The sequence below is a fragment of the Akkermansia sp. UNK.MGS-1 genome (genome assembly GCF_000980515.1).
In the GTDB taxonomy this organism is placed as follows: Bacteria; Verrucomicrobiota; Verrucomicrobiia; order Verrucomicrobiales; family Akkermansiaceae; genus Akkermansia; species Akkermansia muciniphila.
The window spans coordinates 195,251-221,093 of sequence record NZ_LBCB01000001.1 but is presented as its reverse complement, the minus strand read 5'-3'; the positions used below and the strand labels follow the sequence as shown (position 1 = coordinate 221,093).

Genomic DNA, 25,843 nt, shown 5'->3' with positions numbered 1-25,843 from the left:
AAATTATCAAACGTAATTAATAGGAATAATTGAGATAGAACTGGAATTGTCCTCCGCGGTCAATGGCATTGTTCTTCTGAATCGGAATGGCATAGTCCACTGCCAGCGGACCGATGGGCAGGTTCAGGCGCAGGCCAATCCCGTAGTCGGAAACTATTTTGGACGTGCTGAAGTCAAAAGAGTCTCCGTTGACAAAACCGATGTCATAAAACACCGCGACGCGCACTTCTTCAATCACAGGAATGGAATATTCAAACTGGCAGAAGAAGGAGGAACGGCCGCCCATCGTCTCATCACCGCTCAGGGCGGGATTGTACGGCGCCACGTCCCGGAAACGGAAACCGCGCATGTTGTACGGCCCGCCGAGGTACAGGCGCTCAAAAATGGGCACATCGTGGTTGCCATAGGAATCCACGGTAGCCGCACCGGCATTGATGCTGAAAATGGTGTCTCCGCGCAAATTCCAGTAATAGGAGCCATTCACGCCGAAATTGTATGTATGCACATCGCCGCCCAGGCCGGAATAACCGGCCAGCACTTCAAATTTGCCTCCCTTGCGGGGGAAAATCTGCGCGTCGCGGGTATCAATGGTGTAGGAAAGCTCCACATGGCTGCGCAGGTAGTCTCCGTCCTGTTGCCAGAAGAAGATAGGAGCGTTCCCTTCGGCGTCAATACGGTACTGTTCCAGGCGGTATTCCAGTTTCACGTAATCCAGTTCCCCGATCGGCTTGCGAAGAGAAATGGCAAAGCCATAATTCTGCTGGTCGTAATAATCGGAAAAATATGTGGAATTGCTGTAGAAGATTTCCGTCCCGAAGGCCAGCTTGCGGTGCAGGAACCACGGATCCACCCAGGAAATGCTGGCATCCTGCGTTTCAAAACCGACACGGGCGTTAATCGCGAAACGCTGGCCGCCGCCCACGAAAGAGGACCAGTCATACATGTCAAAATTGGACTGGGTGATGCCTGCGAACAGGTAAACGCTTTCAATAGAGGAAAATGCCACGCCGATATTCAGGGACCCCGTACGTTTTTCCGCCACCTCGATATTGATATCACGGTAGCCGGGCCGCGTGGATCCCACCTGGGCTACGTCCACCATGTCAAAATAGTTCAGGTTCTGGAGGCGCTTCTGGGCGGTATCCAAATCCACGGCGTTCATGGGGTCATTGGACTGGAGGGGAAGTTCCTGGCGGATGACGTAATCCTTCGTGCGGTTATTCCCGGTCAGGCGGATATTGCCTACGCGGTAGGGATTGCCTTCCGTCACATGGTACACGATGTTGATTTGTCCGTAACCTGTCTTGGGATCAACGCCCACTTCCTGAATGTCCGGACGCACGGAGGCGTCCGCATACCCCCGGGAACCGTAATAACGGCGGATCATCGTCACGTCGTCGGCCACTTTCTGGGCGGAATAGGTATCCCCGTTGTACATGCTCAGGCCAGGAATCAGTTCCTGGGCCGTAAACACCTTGGTGGGGCCGAAGGCAACCTGGTTGACCTTGTAGCGGCGCCCCTCGGTAAGGCTAATTCTCATCGTCAGCTTCTGCTCATTGCCTTTGCCGGCGTCAAAATATTCCACCTTGTCCAGCTTGACGCGCAGATAACCTTTATTGCGGTAATAAGTCACCAATTCCGCCAGATCGTCCTCCACTTGTTCACGGTCAATGCGTCCGGATTTGGTAATCCAGGTCAGCCAGCCCTTCTCCTTGGTTTTCATCACCTGTCGGAGATCCTTGGCGCTGATGTGTTCATTGCCCACAAAGTCAATCTTGATAATATTGGCCTTCTTTCCTTCGTTAATGTCGAAGACCACATCCACAAAGCCGGGCCGTTCCGTTTTCTGGTAAAAATAGGAAACACGTACATCCGGATACCGAGCTTCCTGGTAATAAGTGCGCAGCTTGGCAATAGCGCTGCTCAGGGCCTTGTCGCTGAGAGCTTCCCCCCCCTTCAGCCCGCATTCCTCGGAGAGGTCCCTGTTGTCGAACGCGGTATTGCCGCGGAACCCCACGCCGCCCAGCAGATTCTGGGCCGCCATTTCAAACACCACCGCCACGCCGTCGCCGGAAGGCTCCACGGCTACTGTTGTATTGCCGCCTACCAGACCGCTTTCCAACAACCGTTCCAAGTCCTTGTTGACCACTTCCGGGGAATAACTGGTGCCCGGCTGCGTAGCCAGCAAATTTTTCAGACGGTCTTCGGACACGGTCTTGCCGGTGCTTCTGTACCGCACGGAAACGCTCTTCACAGGCCGCCCCTCATACGCCTGGTCACCGGGAAGAAGCCCCGTGCCCGGCCCCAGTTCCCGCATTACCTGTTCCGGAGTCATCACGGAACCATAGGCGCCTCTGTTAAGGGAAGTTTCATCCTGGGCCAAAACAGCCGAACACGCTATCAAGGGAAAGGAAACACACAAAAAAACGGGACGGATCATGAGCGCTGAACTTAATGCTTGGGATATAAAGGACTTTTCCTCTTGCATAGTCAAGACGTGATTCCACGTAGAACACAGTTGCCCCGTATTTCTTACGCCGCGTGCGCATGCGCGCTCAGGAGGGCAATTGTGTCATTCCCGTGCAATAGCTTGCACTCCAGATACCCTCTCATTAAAGTTGTCGCCGCTCGTGTTTTGACCGCTGCCGCCATCCCGGAGCTGAAACAGAACCACTTTCAATTAACACTGACCGTATTATTTATGGAAATCAACGTTGATATTCAACCGGACTGCACAGCCACGCTGAAAGCTTCCATCCCCGCAGAAACCACGGCTGCGCGCCGCGCCTCCATTGTAGATTCCTATGCCGCCAAAGCCAAGCTTCCCGGCTTCCGCCCCGGCAAAACACCCAAGTCCATCATTGAAAAGCGCTTCAAGAAAGAAATTGAAGAAGAACTGCTGGACACCCTTTTTGAAACGGCCTGCTCCACCGCTCTGGAAGAAAACCCCAAATTGAAAGTGCTCAACTTCGGAAAGCCGGAACAATCTCTGGATGACCAGGGCAACTACACCGCTACCAGCACGATGACCGTGGTTCCCGAATTTGAATTGCCGGAATACAAAGGCATCGAAGTCAAGGTTCCCTCTTCCGAAGTAACGGAAGCAGACGTAGAGGAAGCTCTGAACTCCCTGGCTGAACAAATCGCGGAATTCACCCCTGTGGACCGCGCTGCCAAAAAAGACGACGTAGCGATTATCGACTTCAAAACCACGTTGGACGGCAAGCCCGTAGCGGAAGCCGTAGGCAAACCCGTAGGCTTCCTGGAAGGCCGTGACGGCCAGTGGATGAAGGTGGAAGACGATCAATTTCTGCCCGGCTTCGCCTCTGCCCTGGAAGGCCTGAATGCCGGTGACAGCAAGGATATCACCGTCACGATTCCGGATACCTTCCCAATTACGGAGCTGCGCGGCAAGGAACTCGTATTCCATGCCACTGTGAAAGAAGTACGGGAAAAACAGCTTCCGGCCATGGATGACGCTTTTGCGGAAAAAGTTCTTCCCGGCAAAAACCTGGAAGAATTGAAAACTGCCCTGAAGGAAAACCTGGCCCAGCGCAAAGCCATGCAAATTGATGAAGCCAAGGCCGATCAGATCACGGAAAAGCTGGCGGACATGCTTGACTTCAACCTTCCGGAAGCTGTCGTAGAACGTGAAGTGTACGGCATCCTCCAGCAGAAAATGCAGCAGGCCATGTACAGCGGAAATGCCCCGGCAGACATGGATAAGTTTGTGGAGGAAGCCCGGGAAGAAGCCAAACAGGAGGCCAAGCGCAACCTCAAGGTCTTCTTCATGCTTCAGGAAGTGGCGCAGGTAGAAAAAATTGCCGTCACGGAAATGGAGCTTTACAACGAAGTGGCCCGCCAGGCCCGCCAGCAGAAAAAGAACCTCAAATCCTACATTCGCGAACTCCAGCGCGAAGGCCGTGTGCATGGCATCAGAATGAGCCTGCTGACAGCCAAGGTTCTGGACTTCCTGACAAAAGAGGCCAAAGTAACGGTAGACGAGCAGTAACCCCTCCTCTGCACAAAACACCTTACCAGGGGGAGTTGGCGCACACATGCCCGACTCCCCCGTTTTGCGTCCTGCGGACGGGTAACATACATTGAAAAAACAACATCCAATCTTCCATAAACATGTTTCAAGACCAATCTTCCAAATCAACCCCCGCAAACTCCTATTATGTGCCCATGGTGGTGGAGCAGGACGGCCGCGGCGAACGCGCCTTTGACATTTACTCCCGTCTCCTGAAAGACCGCGTTATCTTCATCGGCTCCGCTATTGACGACGATGTGGCGAATTCCGTCATTGCCCAGCTTCTGTTCCTTCAGATGGCTGACCCGAAAAAAGACATCCACGTCTACATCAACTCCCCCGGAGGATCCGTCACGGCGGGTCTCGCGATTTACGATACGATGCAATTCGTCTCTTGTGACGTAAATACATATTGCCTGGGCATAGCGGCCTCCATGGGTTCCGTCCTTCTGGCTGCAGGAACTCCCGGCAAACGCTTCTGTCTGCCGAACTCCCACGTTATGATTCACCAGGTTTCCGGAGGTGCCCAGGGAACCGCTTCAGATGTGGAACGCACCATCGGCTTCATGTTCAACCTCAAAAAACGCCTCAACGGCATTCTGGCCAAACATACCGGTAAGACGGAAAAGCAAATTGAAAAGGATGCTGACCGCGACAACTACATGACTGCTGAGGAAGCCGTGGCCTACGGCCTGGTTGATAAAATTCTGGCGCATCACTCTGATGACCAGGGCGACAAGAAAAAGACCAAGGCCTGACCCTTTCCCTCCGCCATTTCTCTCTCTCTACCTGAAAAACCATGTCCGGTTCCACCCCTCATCTTCCTGCCTGTTCCTGCTGCGGCAAGCCCGGGAACAAGGTGGACAAACTCATCCAGATTGCGGAAGACTTTTACATCTGCAACAATTGCGTTGAAATTTGCGTCAACATGATTGTGAAGGACACAGGCCTTCCGATGGCAACCCGTTTCATCCGCGGCATCCTGAACATGGAACCCTCCGCGTACGCCATGTGCCAGGCGGAAGCCCGCAAGGCGGCAGCCGCGGACATGCTCAGGGAAACGGCGGCCGGCCCGGCCTCCTACGAAGGCCCGCTGCCCACCCCGGAAGAAATGTGCGCCACGCTCAACCAGTATGTCATCGGGCAGGACTACGCCAAGAAAGTGCTTTCCGTAGCCGTGTACAACCACTACATGCGCCTGCGCCAAAGCGCCGTCATGCTGGAAGACAAGTCCCTGGACGATGTGGAAATTGAAAAATCCAACATCCTGCTGGCCGGCCCCACCGGTTCAGGGAAAACCCTGCTGGCGAAAACGCTGGCGAAAATGCTCAACGTCCCGTTCTGCATTGTGGACGCCACCACGCTGACGGAAGCCGGTTACGTAGGAGAAGATGTGGAAAACATCATCCTGCGCCTGCTTCAGGCTGCCAACTTTGATGTAGCGAAAGCGGAACAGGGCATCATCTATGTGGATGAAATCGACAAAATCGGACGCAAAACACAAAATGTCTCCGTTACGAGGGACGTCTCCGGGGAAGGCGTGCAGCAGGCTCTGCTGAAAATCATTGAAGGCACCATCTGCAATGTTCCTCCCACCGGAGGCCGCAAGCACCCGCAACAGGAATACATCCGCGTCAATACGGAAAAAATCCTCTTCATTGTGGGCGGCGCTTTCGTCGGCCTGGAAGACATCATCCGCAAACGCCTCGGCGCCACCCAGATGGGATTCGGAGCCATCACGGAACAACGCGACCGCAAGGAATATTCGGAAGAGGAAATACTGGCACAGGCCATGCCGGAAGACCTCTTCTCCTTCGGCATGATTCCGGAATTCGTGGGACGCCTGCCCATCTTCTGTCCGCTCTCCAAGCTGGATGAAAACCAGCTCGTCCGCCTTCTTACGGAACCCAAAAACGCCCTGGTCAAGCAATATTCCAAACTGCTCGCCATGTACGGCGCCAAACTGGACGTGCAGCCGGACGCCCTGAAAGCCATGGCCGCCGAAGCCATGAAACGCGGCACGGGAGCCCGCGCTCTGCGTTCCATCTTTGAAACCCTCATGCTGGACGTCATGTACAAAGTGCCCAGCATGAAGAATGCGGATACCGTTACCATTACCAGGGCAACGGTTACCGGCAACAAGCCGGCCCAAATCCACCAGGCCTCCTAACCTCCCCTCCCTGTTCTTCCTCCATGCCGGAATCCCTTACCGTTCTGGGAATAGAATCCTCCTGTGATGAAACGGCAGTCGCCATCCTGCGTTCTGCCGGAGAGGAAAAAGCTCCGGAAATACTCTCCTCCGTCATCTCCTCCCAAATTGCCATTCACCGCCAGCACGGCGGCGTAGTGCCGGAACTGGCTTCCCGCAACCATTCAGCGGATCTTCCCGGAATCATCCGGACCGCTTGCCGCGAAGCCGGAACAGTTCCTGCGGACATTGACGTCTTCGGCGCTACGGGAGGCCCCGGCCTGGTAGCTGCGCTTCTGGTAGGCAACAGCACGGCCAAGGCTCTGGCTTTGGCATCGGGCAGGCCCTTCGTCTCCGTCAATCATCTGGAAGGCCATCTGCTTTCCCCCTTCCTCAAACGCCCCGGCGGTCCCGTTCCCCATCTGGGCATGGTCGTTTCCGGAGGTCACACCCTTTTTGTGGATGTGCGCGGCGTAGGGAACTACCGCCTGCTGGGCCGCTCTCTGGACGACGCAGCAGGGGAAGCCTTTGACAAGGTAGGCAAAATGCTAGGCCTTCCCTATCCCGGAGGGCCGGAAATCGACCGCTTGGCGGCGGAAGGCGACCCGGAAGCCTTTTCTTTCCCCCGGGCCCTGATGAAGGAGCATACAGCCAACGTATCTTTCTCCGGCCTGAAAACGGCCGTTCTCTATACACTGCCCAAAATTACGAAAAACGGCGATCCTCACGGCCTGACCCGGCAAACTCTGCGCGACCTCTGCGCTTCTTTCCAGCGGGCCGTGACGGACGTCCTGATTCACAAGGCGCTGAAAGCCTTGCGCGCCTCCGGTCACCGCACCCTTTCCATCTCCGGGGGCGTCTCCTGCAACAGGGAGCTGCGTTCCCGCCTGAAAACCGCCTGTGACCGTGAAAAAGTGGAACTGGTTCTCCCGGACTTCGACCTGACGACGGATAATGCCGCCATGATCGCTTATGTCACCTGTCTCAAAGCCCGCAGAGGACTGTTCCACTCTCTGGATGAAGACGTTGACCCCAATCTTAAATTGACGGAGGATTTAAACAGATCCAAACATTCAACACATTCCTGATAAATATATTATACATGGACTCCCTGTATTTGCGGCATAAAGCTGAAAAAATGTTCATGTTTTCATTGACATCCCGCATCTAAAAACGTAACATAGCGTCCGCTTTTCGTCAGGCAACACGGGAGGATGCTATTTATCCGCTAGAACCGCAGGTTTGGGCGGATTTACGACTTCTCTAGGAGCAGCGAAAGGCGGAAGAAGTCTATGCTTCTGTAGCTCAGGGGTAGAGCGCATCCTTGGTAAGGATGAGGTCGCGGGTTCAATTCCCGCCAGAAGCTCCATCTTCAAGCTAGACCCATAGCAGCCCAAACCTAAACATAATATTATGGCTAAAGAGCAATTCCAGCGCAACAAGCCCCACGTGAACGTGGGCACCATCGGTCACGTTGACCACGGCAAAACCTCCCTTACCGCCGCCATTACTTCAGTGCTCGCTAAGAAGGGTTTCGCCGAAGCACGCGGCTATGATCAGATTGACGCCGCCCCCGAAGAACGCGAACGCGGCATCACCATCTCCACGGCTCACGTTGAATACGAAACGGAAAACCGCCACTATGCCCACGTTGACTGCCCCGGACACGCCGACTATGTGAAAAACATGATCACCGGCGCTGCCCAGATGGACGGCGCCATCCTTGTGGTTGCCGCTTCCGACGGCCCGATGCCGCAGACCCGCGAACACATCCTCCTTGCCCGCCAGGTGGGCGTTCCCGCCATTGTCGTTTACATGAACAAGTGCGACCTGGTTGACGATCCCGACCTTCTTGAACTCGTGGAAATGGAAATCCGCGAACTTCTCAACGAATACGAATTCCCGGGCGACGACACCCCCATTATCAAGGGTTCCGCCGTTAAGGCTCTGGAAGGCGATGCCGCTGCCGAAGATTCCATCATGGAACTTATGGCCGCTGTTGACTCCTACATCCCGCAGCCCGAACGTCCTGTAGACCAGCCCTTCCTCATGCCTGTGGAAGACGTATTCTCCATCTCCGGCCGCGGCACCGTGGCTACCGGCCGTATCGAACGCGGCGTCATCAAGAAGATGGAAGAAGTGGAAATCATCGGCATCAAGGACACCCAGAAAACCGCCGTTACGGACATCGAAATGTTCCGTAAGTTGCTTGACGAAGGCCAGGCCGGCGACAACGTTGGTCTGCTCCTCCGCGGCCTGAAGAAGGAAGATATCGAACGCGGCCAGGTAATCATCAAGCCCGGCACCGTGAAGCCCCACAAAAACTTCAAGGCAGAAGTTTACGTCCTGACCAAGGAAGAAGGCGGCCGTCACACTCCGTTCTTCAACAACTACCGCCCGCAGTTCTACTTCCGTACAACGGACGTGACCGGTTGCTGCACCCTTCCCGAAGGTGTGGAAATGGTGATGCCCGGCGACAACGTCAACCTGGAAGTCCAGCTCATCACTCCGATCGCCATGGAAAAAGCCATGCGATTCGCTATCCGCGAAGGCGGCCGCACCGTGGGTGCCGGTCGTATCAGCGAAATCCTTGACTAAGTTCCTCAGGAACTTGTAGAGGAATCTACATCAGGTTTAATGAGGGGGCCTCCCCGCAGGCCCCCTCATTTCCCACGAAAGAAGAGACTCCAACAGGTCAGTAGTTCAATTGGTAGAGCGTTGGTCTCCAAAACCAAAAGTTGGGGGTTCGAGTCCCTCCTGACCTGCCACTTCTTTCCAAATACACCACCCCACCTTGAAGCATGTTTCGCAAGATTTCTCAATTCATCGCCGAAGTTAAGGGCGAACTTAAGAAGACGACCTGGCCCTGGGAAAGCGACCCCAAGGTGAAAGGTTTCAAAAAATTCCGCGAACTCTGGGGTTCCACTCTCGTCGTACTGATTGCCATGGTATTCCTTGGCGCGTTTGTTGCATCGTTCGACATCTTTCTTCACAGCGTGGTCAACTATCTCATCCAGTTGGCAATCTAGTTTTACTCTCCCCACTTCTTTCTCCGATCATGCCCAGTACCCCAGAGCCTCACGAACAATGGTATGTCCTTCACGTCCTCTCCGGACAGGAAAACAGCGTTCGTGACCGCATCATCCGCAAGGCGAAGGACGCCGAGCTTTCCGACTTCATTTACCGGGTGGAAGTCCCCACGGAACTTATTTCCGAAGTGCGCAACGGCAAAAAAACGGAACGTCACAGCAAACTCTTTCCCGGGTACGTTTATGCCAACATGTACCTGCTGGAAGCGGACGGCACCCTGAACAAGGACCTTTGGTACTTCATCCAGCAAATTGACGGTGTCATCAGCATTGCCGGCTCCCGCAACGCCCCCCTCCCCATGCGCAAGCGCGAGGTGGAAGACCTTCTGCCCCTGTTGGATGCGGAAGCCGTTGCCGCCCGCCCCAAGGTGGAATTCGCCGTCGGCGACCCTGTGCGCGTGTGCGAAGGCCCGTTCCAGAGCCAGGAAGGCACCATCGAAGAAATCGACCCGGAAAAGGGCAAGCTGCGTGTCAGCGTCTCCATTTTTGGCCGCGCCACGCCTGTGGACCTGGAATACTGGCAGGTGGAAAAAGCCTGAATTTTCTTTGCGTCTCCCCCTCCATCAGTCCCATTCCCGTTTATTTTCTCCGCTAACAAAGCAAAACCATGGCAAAAGAAATAACCAAAATCATCAAGCTCCAGATCAATGCCGGAGCCGCTAACCCCTCCCCGCCCGTGGGTCCGGCACTTGGTCAGGCCGGTGTAAACATCATGGCATTCTGCAAGGAGTTCAACGCCGCCACGCAAAAGCAGGCCGGCGATCTCCTGCCGACCGTCATCACGGTTTACAAGGACAAGTCATTTTCTTTCATCACCAAGCAGCCCCCGGGCAGCGTGCTTCTCAAGAAAGCCGCAGGCATCGCCTCCGGCTCCGGCGAACCGAACAAAAAGAAAGTCGCCACTCTTTCCAAGGCTAAGCTGATGGAAGTTGTCAACACCAAACTCCCTGACCTCAACACAAAAGACCCTGAACGCGCCGCTCGCATTCTTGCCGGCCAGGCTCGCCAGATGGGCATTGAAGTTGAAGGTATGTAACACTCACCGCAGGAGGATTAAACCAGTCCGAACGCACTGCCAAATACACACATGTCTACCAAACGCAGCAAGCGATATCAAGAAGCAGCAAAGCTTGTTATTCCTAACAAGAACTACAGCATCACGGAAGCCGTGGAAACCATGAAATCCTTCCCGGCACCGAAATTCGACCCGACCGTCACCGTCTCCTTCCACCTGACTGTGGACCCCCGCAAATCCGACCAGATGGTTCGCGGCAGCGTTTCCCTGCCTAACGGCACGGGCAAAAACGTCCGCGTCCTCGTCTTCGCTCAGGGCGATGCCGCCAAGGCCGCCCAGGAAGCCGGAGCCGAATTCGTGGGGTTTGAAGATCTCATCAAGAAAGTCCAGGGAGGATTTGTTGACTTTGATACGGCCATTGCCACCCCCGACGCCATGACGGAGGTTCGCAAGGTTGCCCGTGTTCTGGGTCCGCGCGGCCTGATGCCCAACCCGAAAACCGGTACCGTCACGGACGATACGGCCAAGGCTGTGAAGGAAGTGAAGGCCGGCCGCGTTGACTACAAGGTTGACAAGAACGCCAATATCTCCGCCGCTGTAGGCAAGCTGTCTTTCTCCAACGAAAGCATCGCCGAAAACATCGCTGCCCTGATTGATTCCGTCGTCAAGGCCCGCCCGGCTTCCGCCAAGGGCGCCTACATTGAATCTGTCACCGTTTCATGCGCCATGTGCCCCGGTCTGCCGGTTGACACCGCTTCCATCGCCAAACTGTAACCCGAACCGATTTAGCACACCATGAATCCTGACAAGCGTATCATCATTGACGACCTGACCGCTCGCGTCAACGCCTCCCCGTTCCTGATCGTCGTGGACTACACCTCGATCACCGTGCCTGAGTTCACCAATCTGCGTTCCGCCCTGGCCGCCTGCGGCGCTCAGTGCCACGTAGCCAAGAACAACTTCATGCGCACGGCTCTGACGGATGCCGGCCTTCCCGACATCGGAGAACACCTCGTCGGCCAGACCGCTTTCGTGACCGGCGCGTCCGACGTAGCAGGCGCCGCCAAGGCCATCAACACCTTTGCCAAGGCTTCCAAGAAAGCCGAATACAAGGTGGCGATCCTGGATGGAGCCATTCTTTCCGCGGACGAAATCCGCGCCATCGGCGAACTGCCTCCCCGCGATCAGTTGCTTGCCAAACTCCTTGGCACTATCAACGCGGCCGGTTCCGCTCTTGCCCGAGTTATTCAGGCATATGTGGACAAAGAAAACGGCGGCAGCGAAGAACCCGCCGCCTAATACCAACCCCTTGACCGGACGGTCCGGTTGCACTCTAGCCAAATGTGTGAAAACCGGACCCGACTCTCCTACAGGTTCCTTGTCGGAACTCCGGCCGGAGAACTGAAATGCCAAGTTGGCTCTTGGCGCGACTCGAAACCAAACTAGAAAATAATACAATGGCTGATATTAACAAAATCGCTGAAGAACTCGGCACCCTTACCATCTTGGAAGCTGCCGACCTCGTCAAGCTCCTGGAAGAAAAGTGGGGCGTTTCCGCCGCTGCTCCCGTAGCTGCCGCCGGCGCTGCCGCCGCTCCTGCCGAAGCTGAAGAAGAGAAGACCGAATTCAACGTCGTCCTGACGGAAGCCGGCGCCAACAAGATCGCCGTAATTAAGGCCGTCCGCGAAGTGAAGGCCGGTCTCGGCCTGGTGGACGCCAAGAAACTGGTTGAAGGCACTCCCGCCGTCATCCTGGAAGCAGTCTCCAAGGACGAAGCTAACGCCGCCAAGGCCAAGCTGGAAGAAGCTGGCGCCAAGGTAGACGTCAAGTAAGCTTTTTACTTCCCGCGCAACAGGAGAAAAGCCGTTTTTCTCCTGTTGCGCTTCCTCGTCTTCACATCCCGCGTGACCGACTAGAGGCCTTTTATTTCGTAAAACGCTTCCAGTCGGTTCCGTCCCCCAGGGAAAGAACCGCCCAACCCGGCATCCGGGTTCTTTAGGATGCAAACCATAACATCTCCGCCACAGCAGCCCATGTCAAAGCGACTCTACTTCGGGAATATCAAGGAAGTCATCGAACCTCCGAACCTTATTGAGATTCAACTTCAATCATACTTCGATTTTCTACAACAGGACACGCCGGCCGCGGCTAGGAAAAACATCGGGTTACAAGGCGTTCTGAAGGAAATCTTTCCTATCAAGAGCTATGACGAAAACATTGAGCTCGACTTCGTCTCCTATGACATTGAACAGCCGAAGATGAGCGATTACGAGGCCATCCGCGCGGGGGAAACCTACAGCGCCGCCCTTCAAGTCACCTTCAAGCTCAAATCCGACAACGAGTCCAAGGAAGAAACGGTCTATATGGGAGAACTCCCCATGATGACCAACCGCGGCACCTTTGTCATCAACGGTGCCGAACGCGTCATCGTGTCCCAGCTCCACCGTTCCCCGGGCATTTGTTTTGAAAGCGCCCAGCACCTGAACGGAAAACTGCTCCACTCCTTCCGCATCATCCCGGATCGGGGCTCCTGGCTGGAGGTTCAGTTTGACACCAACGACCTGCTTTACGTTTACCTTGATCGCCGCCGCCGCCGCCGCAAATTCCTTGCGACGACGTTTATGCGCTACCTGGGCTTCAAAACGGACCGCGACATCGTCAGCCAGTTCTACAACATCCGCACGCTTCCCCTGAGCGAAGACATGACGGAAGAAGATCTGCACAACCTTGTGGCTGTGGACACGATCAAGGACAAGGATCTGGTTCTTGCCAAGGCTTTCGAACAGCTCAATATGGGTGTGGTTCGCCAGCTCCTCCAGTTCGGCATCAAGAAAATCGACGTCATTGACCAGAGCGAGGACGACGTGCTGATTAAAACCCTGAAGAAGGATCCCGCTCACGACGAAGAATCCGCCCTCAAGGAAATCTACAAACGCCTGCGTCCCGGAGATCCCGCTACTGCCGCTCAGGCACGCACCCTGCTTAAGAGGCTTTTTGACGATCCCAAGAAATACGACCTCACCCGCGTGGGGCGCTACAAAATCAACCAGAAACTCGGACTGGACACCAGTCTGGACCAGCGCCTGATGACGGCGGAAGATTTCCTGGCCGCCCTCAAATACCTCCTGCGTCTCAAGAAGGGCGAAGGCATGGTGGACGACATCGACCACCTGGGCAGCCGCCGCGTACGTGCCGTAGGCGAACTCATGGCCAATCAGTGCCGCGTAGGCCTCGCCCGCACCGAACGCCTGGTCAAGGAACGCATGACCCTCATTGACCAGAACATTGAAGGCGTCACGCCCAGCAAACTTATCAATCCGAAGGCCCTCAGCGCCGTCGTGCGCGATTTCTTCGGCCGCTCCCAGCTCTCCCAATTCATGGATCAGATCAACCCCCTTGCGGAGTTGACGCACAAGCGCCGTCTTTCCGCCTTGGGGCCCGGCGGCCTGAACCGTGACCGGGCCGGTTTTGAAGTCCGGGACGTGCATCCCTCCCACTACGGGCGCATTTGCCCCATTGAAACGCCGGAAGGCCCCAACATCGGCCTAATCAACTCCATGTGCACCTACGCCCGCATCAATGAATTCGGGTTCATTGAAACGCCTTACCGCAAGGTGGAAAACGGCCGGGTCACCAATACCATCGAATACGTCACCGCCGATCAGGAAGAAGGCTATCTCATCGCCCAGGCCAACAACCCGCTGGACGAACAGGGCAACTTCACGACCTCCCGCGTAACCGCCCGTGAAAAAGGCGAATTCATCGAAGTGGATCCGGCAGACGTGCATTACATGGACGTTTCTCCCAAGCAGCTCGTTTCCATCGCCGCCGGTCTTATCCCCTTCCTGGAACATGACGACGCCAACCGCGCCCTGATGGGCTCCAACATGCAGCGCCAGGGCGTGCCTCTGATGGTAGCGGAATCTCCATACGTGGGAACCGGTATCGAAGGAAAGTGCGCCAGGGACTCCCGTTCCGTCGTTCTGGCGGAAGCGGACGGCATCGTGGCCTCCGCCACGGCTGAAGTCATTATCACCACAAAAGACGGGGAACTGCCCGTGCGCCCGGAAGTGTTCCTGTCTGATCCCGACAGTGTGCGCACGGACCGCGACAATGGAGTTTACGTCTATCCCCTGCGCAAGTTCATGCGTTCCAATGCCGGAACCTGCATCAACCAGCGTCCGATCGTGCGCCGCGGCGACAAAATCAAAACCGGCGACGTGCTGGCGGACGGCCCGAACACGGACCAGGGCGAACTGGCCCTCGGCCGCAATGTTCTGGTGGCCTACATGCCGTGGAACGGTTACAACTTCGAAGACGCTATTGTCATCTCCGAAAAAACCGTGAAGGAAGACACCTTCACCTCCATCCACATCTCCGAGTTTGAAGTGCAGGCCCGTGATACCAAGCTGGGCCCGGAAGAAATCACCCGTGATATCCCGAACGCCGGTGATGAAGCCCTGAAAAACCTGGACCATGACGGTGTCATCCGCATCGGCGCGGAAGTGAAGCCCGGCGACATTCTCGTCGGCAAAATTACGCCTAAATCGGAAACGGAACTGGCCCCGGAAGAACGCCTCCTTCGCGCCATCTTCGGTGAAAAGGCCGCAGAAGTGAAAGATACATCCCTCCGCGTTCCCTCCGGCTGCACCGGCATTGTGATGGACGTGCGCATTTCTTCCACAGGCTCCGGCCACCACCGCGGCGACCTCGTCGTGGACAGCGCGGAGAAGAAAAAGCAGTTCAAGAAAATCAACGACGAACACAAGAAGAAGAAAGAGCAGCTTATTGACCAGTTGACCAAGAAGCTCTCCGACATTCTTCTGGGCGAAAAAATCCCGTTGGACGTCGTCAACGAACAGACCGGTGAAATCATCATCCCGGCCAACCGGAAAATCACCAAGACCCTGCTGCGCAAGCTGGCCCTGGTTCACGACCACATCGAAATCGAGCCCAGCCCGATCCGCAACAAGATTCTGGAAATCATCACCTCCTTTGAAGGCCGCTTTACGGAACTGGATGACGAACGGGAACACCGACTGGATCAGATGGAATCCGGAGACGAATCCGAACCCGGCGGACTGAAAGAAGTCAAAGTATACATCGCCGCCAAGCGCAAGCTCGGTGTGGGTGACAAGATGGCCGGCCGCCACGGCAACAAGGGCGTTGTCGCCAAAATCGTTCCGGAACAGGATATGCCTTTCCTCGCGGACGGCACTCCGGTGGACATCGTGCTGAACCCCTTGGGCGTGCCTTCCCGAATGAATGTGGGACAGGTGCTTGAAGCCCACCTCGGCATCGCTGCCAGGGCCCTTGGCTTCAAGGTGGCTACCCCGGTGTTCGACGGCATCAGTGAAGAAACCATCTGGAATTACATGTCCGAAGCCAAGAAGGTGGACGGTTTCACCTGGATCGGTGACGGCAAGGACGGCACCGTGGGAGGGAAGAGTACTCTTTATGACGGCCTGACCGGCGAACCTTTCCATAACCCGGTGGTGGTAGGCCAGACCTACATGCTCAAACTGAACCACCTGGTGGCGGACAAGATTCACGCCCGTGCCGTGGGTCCGTACAGCCTGGTCACGCAGCAGCCCCTGGGCGGCAAGGCCCAATACGGCGGCCAGCGTTTCGGGGAAATGGAAGTGTGGGCGCTGGAAGCCTATGGCGCCGCCTATACCCTCCAGGAGCTTCTCACCGTCAAGTCCGACGACGTTCAGGGCCGTACCCGCATTTACGAATCCATCGTGAAGGGGGATAATACCCTGGAAGCCGGAACTCCGGAATCCTTCAACGTTCTGATGAAGGAAATGCAGTCCCTGGGGCTGAACGTACGCCCCGGAAACAAGGATGAACAACCCTCCCTGCAACTCGGCGGCACGGATCTCACTCCTGTGGACGGCATGACGGAAGGCTTTGACAGCGACGACATGGCCGGCCTGGCGGACGTCGACTTCTCCGACCTCAAATTCTAATATCCACCGCATTCCGCCCCCGCGCCGCAAAACGCGGGGGGCGGGCACCAAACCTCCTTTAAACTTTCAATATATGTCTGACACCCCCACCATCAGGGAAATGCACGGCCTGAGCGACAAGCCCCGGACCTTTGACCAGGTTGCCATCACCGTGGCGGATCCGGATACCATCCGCAGCTGGTCATTCGGTGAAGTCGTCAACCCGGAAACCATCAACTACCGCACGTTCAAGCCGGAAAAAGGCGGCCTGTTCTGCGAACGCATCTTCGGGCCCACCCGAGACATGGAATGCGCCTGCGGCAAGTACAAGCGCATCAAGCATAAGGGCATCACCTGCGACCGCTGCGGCGTGGAAGTAACCAACGCGCGCGTGCGCCGCGAACGAATGGGCCATATTGAACTGGCCGTTCCGGTTTCCCATATCTGGTTTTACAAATGCATGCCCAGCCGCATTGGCCTTATGCTGGACATGACAGCCCGCCATTTGGAACGCGTGATTTACTATGAAGACTACATCGTGGTAGATCCCGGCAGCACCCCTCTGGAAAAGGGGGCCATCCTGACGGAAGAAGAATTCCGCAATGCGGAAGACGAATACGGCTATGACAGCTTTGAAGCCGGCATGGGCGCGGAAGCCATCCAGAAAATGCTGGCGGCCATTGATCTGCCCACCCTCGTCGCGGATCTTCAGGAACAGCTGGACAATACCAACTCCAAACAGAACAAACGCAAGATTGCCAAGCGTCTGAAACTGGCCCAGGGGTTCCTTCAGTCCAACACGCGCCCGGAATGGATGATTTTGAACGTTCTGCCCGTCATTCCTCCGGACCTGCGCCCGCTGGTTCCCCTGGAAGGCGGTCGTTTCGCAACGTCTGACCTGAATGACCTGTACCGCCGCGTCATCAACCGCAACAATCGCCTGAAAACCCTCCTGAGCCTCAAAACGCCGGAAGTCATCATCCGTAATGAAAAACGCATGCTTCAGGAAGCCGTGGATGCCCTGTTTGACAACGGCCGCCACGGTCGTGCCGTCACCGGCGCCGGCAACCGCCCCCTCAAATCCCTCTCCGACATGCTGAAGGGCAAGGGAGGCCGTTTCCGCCAGAACCTGCTCGGCAAGCGCGTGGACTACTCCGGCCGCTCCGTTATCGTTATCGGTCCGGAATTGAAACTCAACCAGTGCGGTCTTCCCAAGAAGATGGCGCTCATTCTGTTTGAGCCCTTCATCATCCACCGTCTGAAAGAGCTGGGCTACGTGCACACGGTGCGCTCCGCCAAGAAGCTCATTGACCGCAAGACGCCGGAGGTGTGGGATATCCTGGAAGAAGTGACCAAGGGCCACCCGGTCATGCTCAACCGCGCGCCCACCCTGCACCGCCTCTCCATCCAGGCTTTTGAACCGGTTCTGATTGAAGGCTCCGCCATCCGTCTGCACCCGCTCGTCTGTAATGCGTACAACGCGGACTTCGACGGCGACCAGATGGCTGTACATGTGCCTCTGTCCGTGGAAGCGCAGATGGAAGCCCGCCAGCTCATGCTGGCGCCCAATAATATTTTCTCGCCTGCCTCCGGCAAGCCCATTGCCACACCCACGCAGGACATCATTCTGGGCGCGTACTTCCTGACACACACCCGTGCTGCGGAAGTGCAGAACAATCAGGATAATCATCACCATCTTCCCCTCTTCGAATCCATCGACGAGGTGGAATACGCCATTGCCGCCCGCAAAATCGGCTACCATGACTGGATCCGCCTGCACAACCCGGACTACGGTAAAAAGCCTTCCGAAGTGGTGTATGGGGATGTCACCAAGAAGGTTATCATCACTACTGCCGGACGCGTGCGTTTCAATGAAATCTGGCCCCGGGAACTCGGTTACATTAACCGCAACGTAGGCAAGAAACAGATGGGCGACATCATCTGGCGCTGCTACCAGACCGTCGGCAAGGAACGTACCGTACAGACTCTGGACGCCCTGAAAAACCTGGGCTTCAAGGAAGCAACCCGTTCCGGCTGCTCCATCGGCATCGTGGACATGGTGGTTCCCTCCCAGAAAAAGACGGAAATTGAAAAAGCCTATGCGGAACTGGACAAGGTGACCCGCCAGTATAAGAACGGTATCATCACGGATGGGGAACGCTACCAGAAGGTGGTGGACATCTGGACCCAGACTACGGATGTCATCCAGGCGGCTCTGTACCGCAAGCTGGAACACAACGAAGGCTCCAAGATGGCCAGCCCGCTCTTCATGATGGTGGACTCCGGCGCCCGAGGCAACAAGGCGCAGATCAAGCAGCTCTCCGGCATGCGCGGTTTGATGGCGAAACCCAGCGGCGAAATTATCGAACGCCCCATCACGGCCAACTTCCGTGAAGGCCTTTCCGTGCTGGAATACTTCATCTCCACCCACGGCGCTCGCAAGGGTCTGGCGGATACCGCCCTGAAAACGGCGGACTCCGGCTACATGACCCGCAAACTCGTGGACGTGGCCCAGGATGTCATCGTCCATGCGGAAGACTGCGGCACCAGCAACGGCATCACCGTTCACGCCATTTATGACGGCGACGAAGAAGTGGCGTCCCTTGCCTCCCGTATCTACGGCCGGACTTCCTGCGAACGCATCGTTGACCCCGTCAGCGGCGAGGTTATCGTGGACATCAACGACCTCATTAACGAAAAGCAGGCGGAACAACTGGAAAAAATCGGCATTGAACGGCTGAAAATCCGTTCCGTGCTCACCTGCGAACTCAAGAAAGGCTGCTGCGCCAAGTGCTACGGCCTGAACCTGGCCACCGGACAGGAAGTGAAGATCGGGGAAGCGGTCGGCATTATTGCCGCCCAGTCCATCGGCGAACCCGGCACGCAGCTCACCATGCGTACGTTCCACGTGGGCGGAACGGCCACCACGGCGTTCAAGCAGCCCATTGTGAAAGCCAAGAACGACGGCCGCGTCATCTACACGGAAGATCTCCGCACGGTGGAAAACGCAGACGGCAACTTTGTCGTTCTGAATAAAAACTGCTCCGTCCGCATCGAAAACGAACAGGGCCGCGAACTGGAATCCTACCAGCCCGTCATCGGCACCATCCTGTACGTGCCCAACGGCGGCGCTATCAAGAAGGATGAAACCCTCGCCACTTGGGATCCGTACAACGTACCCGTGATTGCAGAAAAGGGCGGCATCGTCGAATTCAAGGATATGATCGTCGGCATCACCGTTTCCAAGGAAACGGACCGGGAAACCGGAGCCTCCTCCCTTGTCGTCATGGAACACAAGCAGGAACTTCACCCGCAGGTGGTCATCCGCGATGCCAAGACCCGTGAAGTTCTGGCTCATCATGCCATTCCCGCAGGCGCCAACCTCACCGTGAAGGACGGGGAAACCATCTCCGCCGGCACGATGGTGGCCAAGACGCCCCGCAAGGTAGCCAAGACGAAGGACATCACCGGCGGTCTGCCCCGCGTGGCGGAACTGTTCGAAGCCCGCAAGCCCAAGGATGCCTGCACCATTGCACGCGTGGAGGGCATTGTGCGCCTCAGCAGCAAGAATACCTCCCGCGGCAAGAAGGTCATTACCATTGAAACACCCACGGGCGAACTGGTGGATCATCTGGTTCCGATGAACAAGCACGTTATCGTTCATGAAGACGACCATGTGCATCTGGGCGACCAGCTTACGGAAGGCCCCGTCTCTCCGGAAGAAATTCTGGATGTCTGCGGCAAGGAACGCCTTCAGGAACACCTCGTCAACGAAGTTCAGGAAGTGTACCGCCTCCAGGGTGTGGAAATCAACGACAAGCATGTGGAAATCATCGTGCGCCAGATGCTTCGCAAGGTAGTCATCACGGAACCCGGCAATACCGAATTCCTGTGGGGAGACCAGGTGGACAAGACTACGTTCGACCGCATCAATGAACAAACCGTAGCCCAGGGAGGCCAACCGGCCGCAGCCAAGCCCGTTCTGCTCGGCATCACGAAGGCCTCCCTGGAAACGGAATCCTTCATTTCCGCGGCATCCTTCCAGGATACCACGCGCGTTCTGACGGAAGCATCCACCCTCGGCAAGACCGATACGCTGGAAGGCTTCAAGGAAAACGTCATCATGGGCCACCTCATTCCCGCCGGCACCGGATTCTCCCGTTACAGCAAGATTGAAGTGGAACCCGCAGAGGGCGCAGAAGAAATCGCGTCGGCCAGCGAAGAAGAGGAAGCGGCGGAACTTGCCGAAGACATGTTGAACGATACCATCAACTTCGACAACGAACGCTAACCTGTTCTCTCCACCCACACTTCAAGGGCCGCTCCCCGTTTCCGGGGGGCGGTCTTTTTTATGTCTTCTCCGCGTTATTTCACGAAAAGAGGAAAAGCGGATTGAAAATTCGGCGATGATTCCAATATTGGCCCATGCAATATAAAATTTGATATTTTATATTCAAAATGAAAGTCTTATAGTATACCTCCCTTGCTTCAAGGGGGGAGGTAAATGAAAAGGTGAAAATCCCATTTTAGAAATTTAAAAAATCATAATGCACTTACAGTAAAAGTATGAGAATCCGGGAACTGATATTTTCAACTTGACATCGAATTTTCAATCCGTTATATACATAAAAAATTAACATCTAATATTTTTATAATGCGTCTCCATCTGCCTATTACCCTGCTGGCGGCTGTTCTGGCTTGTTACACCAGTGTTTCCCTGGCCGTCCCAACATCTGAATCCCCCGCATGGGGAGCGAACTCCACCTTTAATAACAATGAGCCCGCCAATGAGTATTCAGTTACTGGGAGCCAATCCGTCAACCTTGATGTAATTTCAGGAAACAACAATTATTCCACAGGACTTTATATCGGAGCAGGCTCCTCGTTTACCATTAATCAGAATACGAACGGCGCCTGTACCATCAATTTGAACGGGGCATTTGCCGGAGAAGGAAATTTGACGCTGGTAGCGGCTAACGGCAATGCCGGCTATGCCTCCAAGTTTGTGCTTGGTTCCCAGGAAAGCAGTTTTTCCGGGAACATTATCCTTTCCCAGAAGGGGACGCAGCCCGGCGGGGCCATTCTCCAGATTACGGGAACGGCTCTCGCCAACGCAACGGTAGATTTGTCAGGCTCAATCAATAAAAGTTCCAGCGCCCTGACGTTGCAAATTTCCAATGCCGCCTCTCTGGCCGGTTTAAATGATGCTGACGGCTTCAGCGGAACACATAAAGGACGCGTCCAGTCGGCTAATTCCTCCAGAGCGAATCTTACCCTGACGGGCAACGGAAATTACACGTATGGGGGAAGTATCGGGGCAACCACGCAGCATTCCGGAGTAAACGGCAACACTACTCCCACGGGAGGAATAAATCTGATTATGGCCGGAACAGGCACGCAAAACCTGACGGGATCCGTCATCAACGCGAATATTACGGCCCAAGGTGGCACCTTGAAAATCAACAATTCTTCCCTGGCCTATTCCGGAATAATCACCATGGCGGGAGGAACGCTGGATTTCACCTCCGCCACTCTGGAGGCAAATTCCGTTCTGAACATGAACGGCACCGGCATATTGAAAAACGCAGCAATTGACGGAGCCAAGCTAACCTATACGGAATCCGGTTCCTCCTTTACCAAGGAAAATGTAACTTTCACTTCAGGCACCATTGACATCGGCGGCGCGCTTGACAGCCTGGTAGAGGGAGAGCAGGGATACACGTTTGATTTAGGGAACAACCTTGGTACGAATTTTACCGTATTGGGCTTAGAGACAGGGCAATATAGAATAGAAGGCAGCGTGCTGACGATAGAAGACGGGGCGATATCCCGTGTGACGTGGGTATCTGCGGGAGCGGGAGGGGAATTGGAAGAAACGGTCAAGAACGCCTTTACGCTGGCTCTTGGGGAGGAGAGAGCGGCCAACGTCAGCCTGGGATATCTGAACGGGACCCTGACGACCAGCGGGGACAAAGTCTATCAAATCACCAACACCGGCGAAACTAAAATCAACCTGTCCGGGGTATACAACAGCGGGGCGACCCTGTCGTCCGGCAACCTCAACTACCAGGGGGACATCTGGATGGACATCAACGGAGGAGCATTCGGCATCATCGCCGGAGGTGTCACCAATGAATGGAACACCAAACTCCAGACCAGCACGCTGACTGGGGACACCCATGTGCAGCTTTCCGGCGACGCCACGGCGGAACACGTCATCGGCGGGAACAACAAGGGAGCAAGCACTACCCTGACGGGAAACACCAACGTTACCGTCAAGGATAACGCCATCGTGGCGGGAGCCATCATCGGCGGGAGCACCTCCGCCCACAACGCCGTCACCACCATCACGGGCAACACGAGCGTGCTGGTAACCAATGTCCAATATTCCAACACGGCCCAGAACCTGGATGGGGGACTCTCCAACTCATACATCATCGGAGGAAGCTCCTGGTCAAGCAATACCACTTCCGGAACAACGATTCAAGGCAGCACGTCGGCTACAATCAACCTGAACGGAATCACGCTTTCCGGAACAGAGGAACACAACAGCTTCGTCAAAACAATCATTGGCGGCAGTTATGGCAATGTAAACAACGCCGGAACGGTCAACAACATCAACGGAGACACCTCCGTTTCCATCATCGGCAGGGAAGGAATCACCTTCACGGGGGACATCATTGGGGGTTCCTTTGAAAATTCAGGCCAGGCCCAATACACGATTGGAGGAAATTCCTCCATCTCCATTAGCGGAGGCTCCACCTTCACCGGCAACATCTACGGTGGCTCCTACTCCAAAGTGCCAGGAAACACAGGCAGCACCATGACCACTGCAGGCAATATCACGGTAGAACTCGGAACAGGCGCCTACCGGGGAAACATTTATGGAGCAGGAAATAAAGGCACGGCAGGAGGCGACGTCCTCGTCTCGCTGACGGGAGGAAGCGTCTTTGGGGCGGAAGGGGAACAAAGCGGCATCACCATCGGCGGAAGCGCCGGAGCGGCGGTCGAAGGAAACAGGACGCTGGAACTCAAGGGAACCTTTGGAACCGGGGACTTCCAAAACGTCACCTTCACCCGGTTTGATGAAATCAATATCGCGCAGGAAGGAGCCTCGGCCACCATCTACGCGCTGACCGACAGCCCGGCCCTGACCAAAACGGGAGCGGGAACCCTGACACTCGGGGCGGACGCGGCAGGAGCGGAAACCATCCTTGACGGAACCACGGAAGGAATCACCATCTCGGAAGGCAGCCTGAACCTCTCCGGCGCCGGCGGCAGCCATATGAAAGGAACGTGGAACATCGCCTCCGGCTCCCGTCTCACCGGAGTCAGCGGAACCGTAACCGTAGGAGAAGGAGGCCTGGACGGACTGACCATCGCCCTGGGAACGGAAAACATCGGCCAGGACACGCAGGCGTCTGGCGCCGTCATCAGCAACGGCAGCGGAACGGGAAGCGACCCGAACCTGTCCATAAAGGGGGAAGGGCTGACGCTGGACCTGAGCAACGACGCCGTCGTCAACCTTCTGCTGGACCACAAAACCGACGACTCCTCCAGCTACCTGACCCTGACCAGCGGAACGCTGACCGTCGGCGACCTGGGCGACATCGCCTTCACGACCGACCTTCTGTCCAACTACGGCATCCGGGTCACCGGAACGGACGGAGGAAGCCTGGTGCTCAGCGGAGCGGCCACCGGCCTCTACCGCGTGCAGGAGGAAGGAGGAAACGCCCATGAAGTCAACTCCTATCAAACGCTCTCCGGCTACGCCGGCGTCGTCATCGGCGGCGGCCAGACCCTGACGGTCAACCTGGCCGGAGCCCCGGGCGAATCCGACGGACAGGGAGCTAAAATCAACAACCTGATGGGAGCCACGGGCAGCAGCCTAGTCGTCAACAACACCGGAGACGGCACGGCCGTCGTCATCCTCAACAACAAACAAATGACGACGGGAGAAGACGACATCGACCCGGCCGGCCAGGACACCGTCATGGGCGGCAGCATCACGGGAGGCAACAACGTCGCCTTCATCAAGGAAGGAACCGGGACGCTGACGGTCGGAGGAACGATGGACGTGGAAACCCTCGCCCTGCGTGAAGGAAACATCGTCCTCAACGGCGCGTCAAACACCCTGGACACCCTCACTCTGGAAGGAGGCGGCCTGACCATTAACGGCAACGCCGAAGTCGGAACCATCACCGGCACGGAAGCCGGAGGCTCCCTGACCATCCAGGGAACTCTCAACCTGACTGGAACAGGCGAAATAAACGACGGCTCCATCACCGGAACCGGCTCCCTCCGTATCCGGGAAGGAGCGGAACTGGCTCTGGGCGGAGAAGCCCGGCTGGACGGAACCTCAGTCACCGCCGACGGCACGCTGGCCCTCACCGGAACGGAATCCGGCACCATCAGCAGCCTCTCCGGCAGCGGCACCCTGTCCATGAACGGAGGCCGCCTCTCCATCTCCTCGGCAACAACCTCCTCCGGAACCTTCTCCGGCACGCTGGCAGGCAGCGGCACCCTGGACATCTCCGGGCAAGCCACCCAATACCTGCAAACCGGCAATAAGGACTACGACCTCGCCGTCCGTGACGGAGGCGTCCTGGTCCTGAAAGGCGCCGCGGACGCCCCCACGCTGAACTACAACAGCATCACCGCCGGAAACAACGGCACCCTGCGTATTGAAGCCACCGGGGACGCCCAGGGCAGCGCCAACACCACGCTCAACGTGGAAAACATCACCTTCCAGAACGGCTCCACGACGGAACTGATCTACAACTTCAACCAGGACGCCCCCTTTGGCGCCCCCATGCTGACGGCGGGCACCATCACCGTGCAGGACGGAGCCGGCTTCCTCCTCTCCAACATGGAAGGAAACGCCGCCATGAACGCGGGGAGCGACCTCCATGACGTCGTCCTGATGAGCGCTACCGGCAGCATCAGCGGCCTGGAAGACGGGCAGAGCCTCGCCGCCCGGATATCCGGCCTCTTCGCCGTCTACTACCAGGACGCCACACTGAGCCGCGACGGAAACGACATCCTGCTCAATGCCACACTCCGGCAGGAAAACCTCTTCGCCTCCGCGGCCGACACGTGGAACTCCGCCGCCGGAGCCAGCCTGCTCTGGGAAGCCCGCAAAAACCTGGACCCCGACTCCCAGCTGGCCCAATTCATGAACGGCGTCAGCACCATGATCAATGACGGCAACCTCTCCGGAGCCTCCCGCGCCATGGCGGCGGCGGCTGGGAGCACGGTCAACGCGCTTGGGACGGCACAGAGGGACGCCCTGCGCGACCAGATGGGCTGGATCAGGAACCGGACCACCCTCATGGGCGTCAACCCGGCCTACGTCAACGACGACCTCCCCCGCTTCCACATGTGGATGGAAGGCACGGGCTCCTACGCCAAACTGGACACCCGCGGGGATGAAAGCGGCTACCAGCTCACCACCTGGGGAGGCACGGTAGGCGTGGACGCGGACCTCAGCGACCGCCTCACGGTGGGAGCGGCCTTCACGGCCGGCTACGGCGACCTGACGGCCGGCGCGGCGGACAGCGCCGACGG

The 25,843-nt window shown here is 56.6% G+C and carries 15 protein-coding genes and 2 tRNA genes; 16 read left to right on the top strand and 1 reads right to left on the bottom strand.

Going from position 1 to position 25,843, the window contains the following annotated elements; translation table 11 throughout:
- Window positions 1–16: 16 nt before the first annotated feature.
- Window positions 17–2,404 carry an outer membrane protein assembly factor BamA gene (bamA, locus tag WW58_RS00945; RefSeq protein WP_288143382.1) on the bottom strand — a complete coding sequence of 796 codons (2,388 nt, stop codon included), beginning with the start codon at window positions 2,402–2,404 and terminating at the stop codon, window positions 17–19.
- 297 nt (window positions 2,405–2,701) lie between these two features.
- Between bamA and tig the strand changes: the two genes are divergently transcribed.
- From tig to WW58_RS00865, 16 genes are all read left to right on the top strand, one after another.
- Window positions 2,702–4,012, top strand: coding sequence for a trigger factor (gene tig, locus WW58_RS00940; protein ID WP_102737570.1), 1,311 nt, complete (start codon window positions 2,702–2,704; stop codon window positions 4,010–4,012).
- Window positions 4,013–4,134: 122 nt separating this feature from the next.
- Entirely contained in the window at window positions 4,135–4,791 is a 657-nt protein-coding gene (locus WW58_RS00935) for an ATP-dependent Clp protease proteolytic subunit (protein ID WP_022197884.1), read from the top strand.
- 41 nt (window positions 4,792–4,832) lie between these two features.
- Entirely contained in the window at window positions 4,833–6,203 is a 1,371-nt protein-coding gene (gene clpX, locus WW58_RS00930; protein WP_046434524.1) for an ATP-dependent Clp protease ATP-binding subunit ClpX, read from the top strand.
- A gap of 23 nt (window positions 6,204–6,226) precedes the next feature.
- Complete coding sequence (gene tsaD, locus WW58_RS00925; protein ID WP_046434522.1) at window positions 6,227–7,309, top strand: tRNA (adenosine(37)-N6)-threonylcarbamoyltransferase complex transferase subunit TsaD; 1,083 nt, start codon at window positions 6,227–6,229, stop codon at window positions 7,307–7,309.
- A 206-nt stretch (window positions 7,310–7,515) separates the two neighbouring features.
- Window positions 7,516–7,590 (top strand) — tRNA-Thr (locus WW58_RS00920).
- A gap of 44 nt (window positions 7,591–7,634) precedes the next feature.
- Window positions 7,635–8,819, top strand: coding sequence for an elongation factor Tu (tuf, locus tag WW58_RS00915; protein WP_012420089.1), 1,185 nt, complete (start codon window positions 7,635–7,637; stop codon window positions 8,817–8,819).
- A 94-nt stretch (window positions 8,820–8,913) separates the two neighbouring features.
- Window positions 8,914–8,989 (top strand) — tRNA-Trp (locus tag WW58_RS00910).
- Window positions 8,990–9,022: 33 nt separating this feature from the next.
- The gene (locus tag WW58_RS00905; protein WP_012420088.1) at window positions 9,023–9,250 is read left to right on the top strand and encodes a preprotein translocase subunit SecE; all 228 of its coding nucleotides are present in this window, start codon (window positions 9,023–9,025) and stop codon (window positions 9,248–9,250) included.
- Between the two features lie 29 nt (window positions 9,251–9,279).
- The gene (gene nusG / locus WW58_RS00900) at window positions 9,280–9,849 is read left to right on the top strand and encodes a transcription termination/antitermination protein NusG (protein WP_012420087.1); all 570 of its coding nucleotides are present in this window, start codon (window positions 9,280–9,282) and stop codon (window positions 9,847–9,849) included.
- Window positions 9,850–9,917: 68 nt separating this feature from the next.
- A complete protein-coding gene (gene rplK / locus WW58_RS00895) occupies window positions 9,918–10,346 on the top strand; it encodes a 50S ribosomal protein L11 (protein WP_022197881.1) in 429 nt (142 codons plus the stop codon).
- Window positions 10,347–10,397: 51 nt separating this feature from the next.
- Window positions 10,398–11,099: a 50S ribosomal protein L1 gene (gene rplA / locus WW58_RS00890; RefSeq protein ID WP_022197880.1), complete on the top strand. Its 702-nt coding sequence runs from the start codon at window positions 10,398–10,400 to the stop codon at window positions 11,097–11,099.
- Between the two features lie 21 nt (window positions 11,100–11,120).
- Window positions 11,121–11,624, top strand: a complete 504-nt coding sequence (gene rplJ, locus WW58_RS00885) for a 50S ribosomal protein L10 (protein WP_012420084.1) — start codon at window positions 11,121–11,123, stop codon at window positions 11,622–11,624.
- Between the two features lie 158 nt (window positions 11,625–11,782).
- Window positions 11,783–12,157 (top strand): 50S ribosomal protein L7/L12, encoded by a 375-nt coding sequence (rplL, locus tag WW58_RS00880; RefSeq protein ID WP_012420083.1) that lies wholly within the window; start codon window positions 11,783–11,785, stop codon window positions 12,155–12,157.
- A gap of 201 nt (window positions 12,158–12,358) precedes the next feature.
- The gene (gene rpoB, locus WW58_RS00875) at window positions 12,359–16,297 is read left to right on the top strand and encodes a DNA-directed RNA polymerase subunit beta (protein ID WP_046434517.1); all 3,939 of its coding nucleotides are present in this window, start codon (window positions 12,359–12,361) and stop codon (window positions 16,295–16,297) included.
- Between the two features lie 73 nt (window positions 16,298–16,370).
- The gene (gene rpoC / locus WW58_RS00870; RefSeq protein ID WP_046434515.1) at window positions 16,371–20,567 is read left to right on the top strand and encodes a DNA-directed RNA polymerase subunit beta'; all 4,197 of its coding nucleotides are present in this window, start codon (window positions 16,371–16,373) and stop codon (window positions 20,565–20,567) included.
- Between the two features lie 363 nt (window positions 20,568–20,930).
- A partial coding sequence (locus WW58_RS00865; protein WP_046434513.1) for a hypothetical protein occupies window positions 20,931–25,843 on the top strand: 4,913 nt, incomplete at its 3' end.

What these genes read in the sequence shown, in the direction of transcription:
- tuf (WP_012420089.1), top strand. Translation starts at nt 7,635, where the DNA reads ATGGCTAAAGAGCAATTCCAGCGCAACAAGCCCCACGTGAACGTGGGC.
- rplK (WP_022197881.1), top strand. Translation starts at nt 9,918, where the DNA reads ATGGCAAAAGAAATAACCAAAATCATCAAGCTCCAGATCAATGCCGGA.
- nusG (WP_012420087.1), top strand. Translation starts at nt 9,280, where the DNA reads ATGCCCAGTACCCCAGAGCCTCACGAACAATGGTATGTCCTTCACGTC.
- rpoB (WP_046434517.1), top strand. Translation starts at nt 12,359, where the DNA reads ATGTCAAAGCGACTCTACTTCGGGAATATCAAGGAAGTCATCGAACCT.
- rplL (WP_012420083.1), top strand. Translation starts at nt 11,783, where the DNA reads ATGGCTGATATTAACAAAATCGCTGAAGAACTCGGCACCCTTACCATC.
- WW58_RS00905 (WP_012420088.1), top strand. Translation starts at nt 9,023, where the DNA reads ATGTTTCGCAAGATTTCTCAATTCATCGCCGAAGTTAAGGGCGAACTT.
- rplA (WP_022197880.1), top strand. Translation starts at nt 10,398, where the DNA reads ATGTCTACCAAACGCAGCAAGCGATATCAAGAAGCAGCAAAGCTTGTT.
- WW58_RS00935 (WP_022197884.1), top strand. Translation starts at nt 4,135, where the DNA reads ATGTTTCAAGACCAATCTTCCAAATCAACCCCCGCAAACTCCTATTAT.
- rplJ (WP_012420084.1), top strand. Translation starts at nt 11,121, where the DNA reads ATGAATCCTGACAAGCGTATCATCATTGACGACCTGACCGCTCGCGTC.
- tsaD (WP_046434522.1), top strand. Translation starts at nt 6,227, where the DNA reads ATGCCGGAATCCCTTACCGTTCTGGGAATAGAATCCTCCTGTGATGAA.
- rpoC (WP_046434515.1), top strand. Translation starts at nt 16,371, where the DNA reads ATGTCTGACACCCCCACCATCAGGGAAATGCACGGCCTGAGCGACAAG.
- clpX (WP_046434524.1), top strand. Translation starts at nt 4,833, where the DNA reads ATGTCCGGTTCCACCCCTCATCTTCCTGCCTGTTCCTGCTGCGGCAAG.
- tig (WP_102737570.1), top strand. Translation starts at nt 2,702, where the DNA reads ATGGAAATCAACGTTGATATTCAACCGGACTGCACAGCCACGCTGAAA.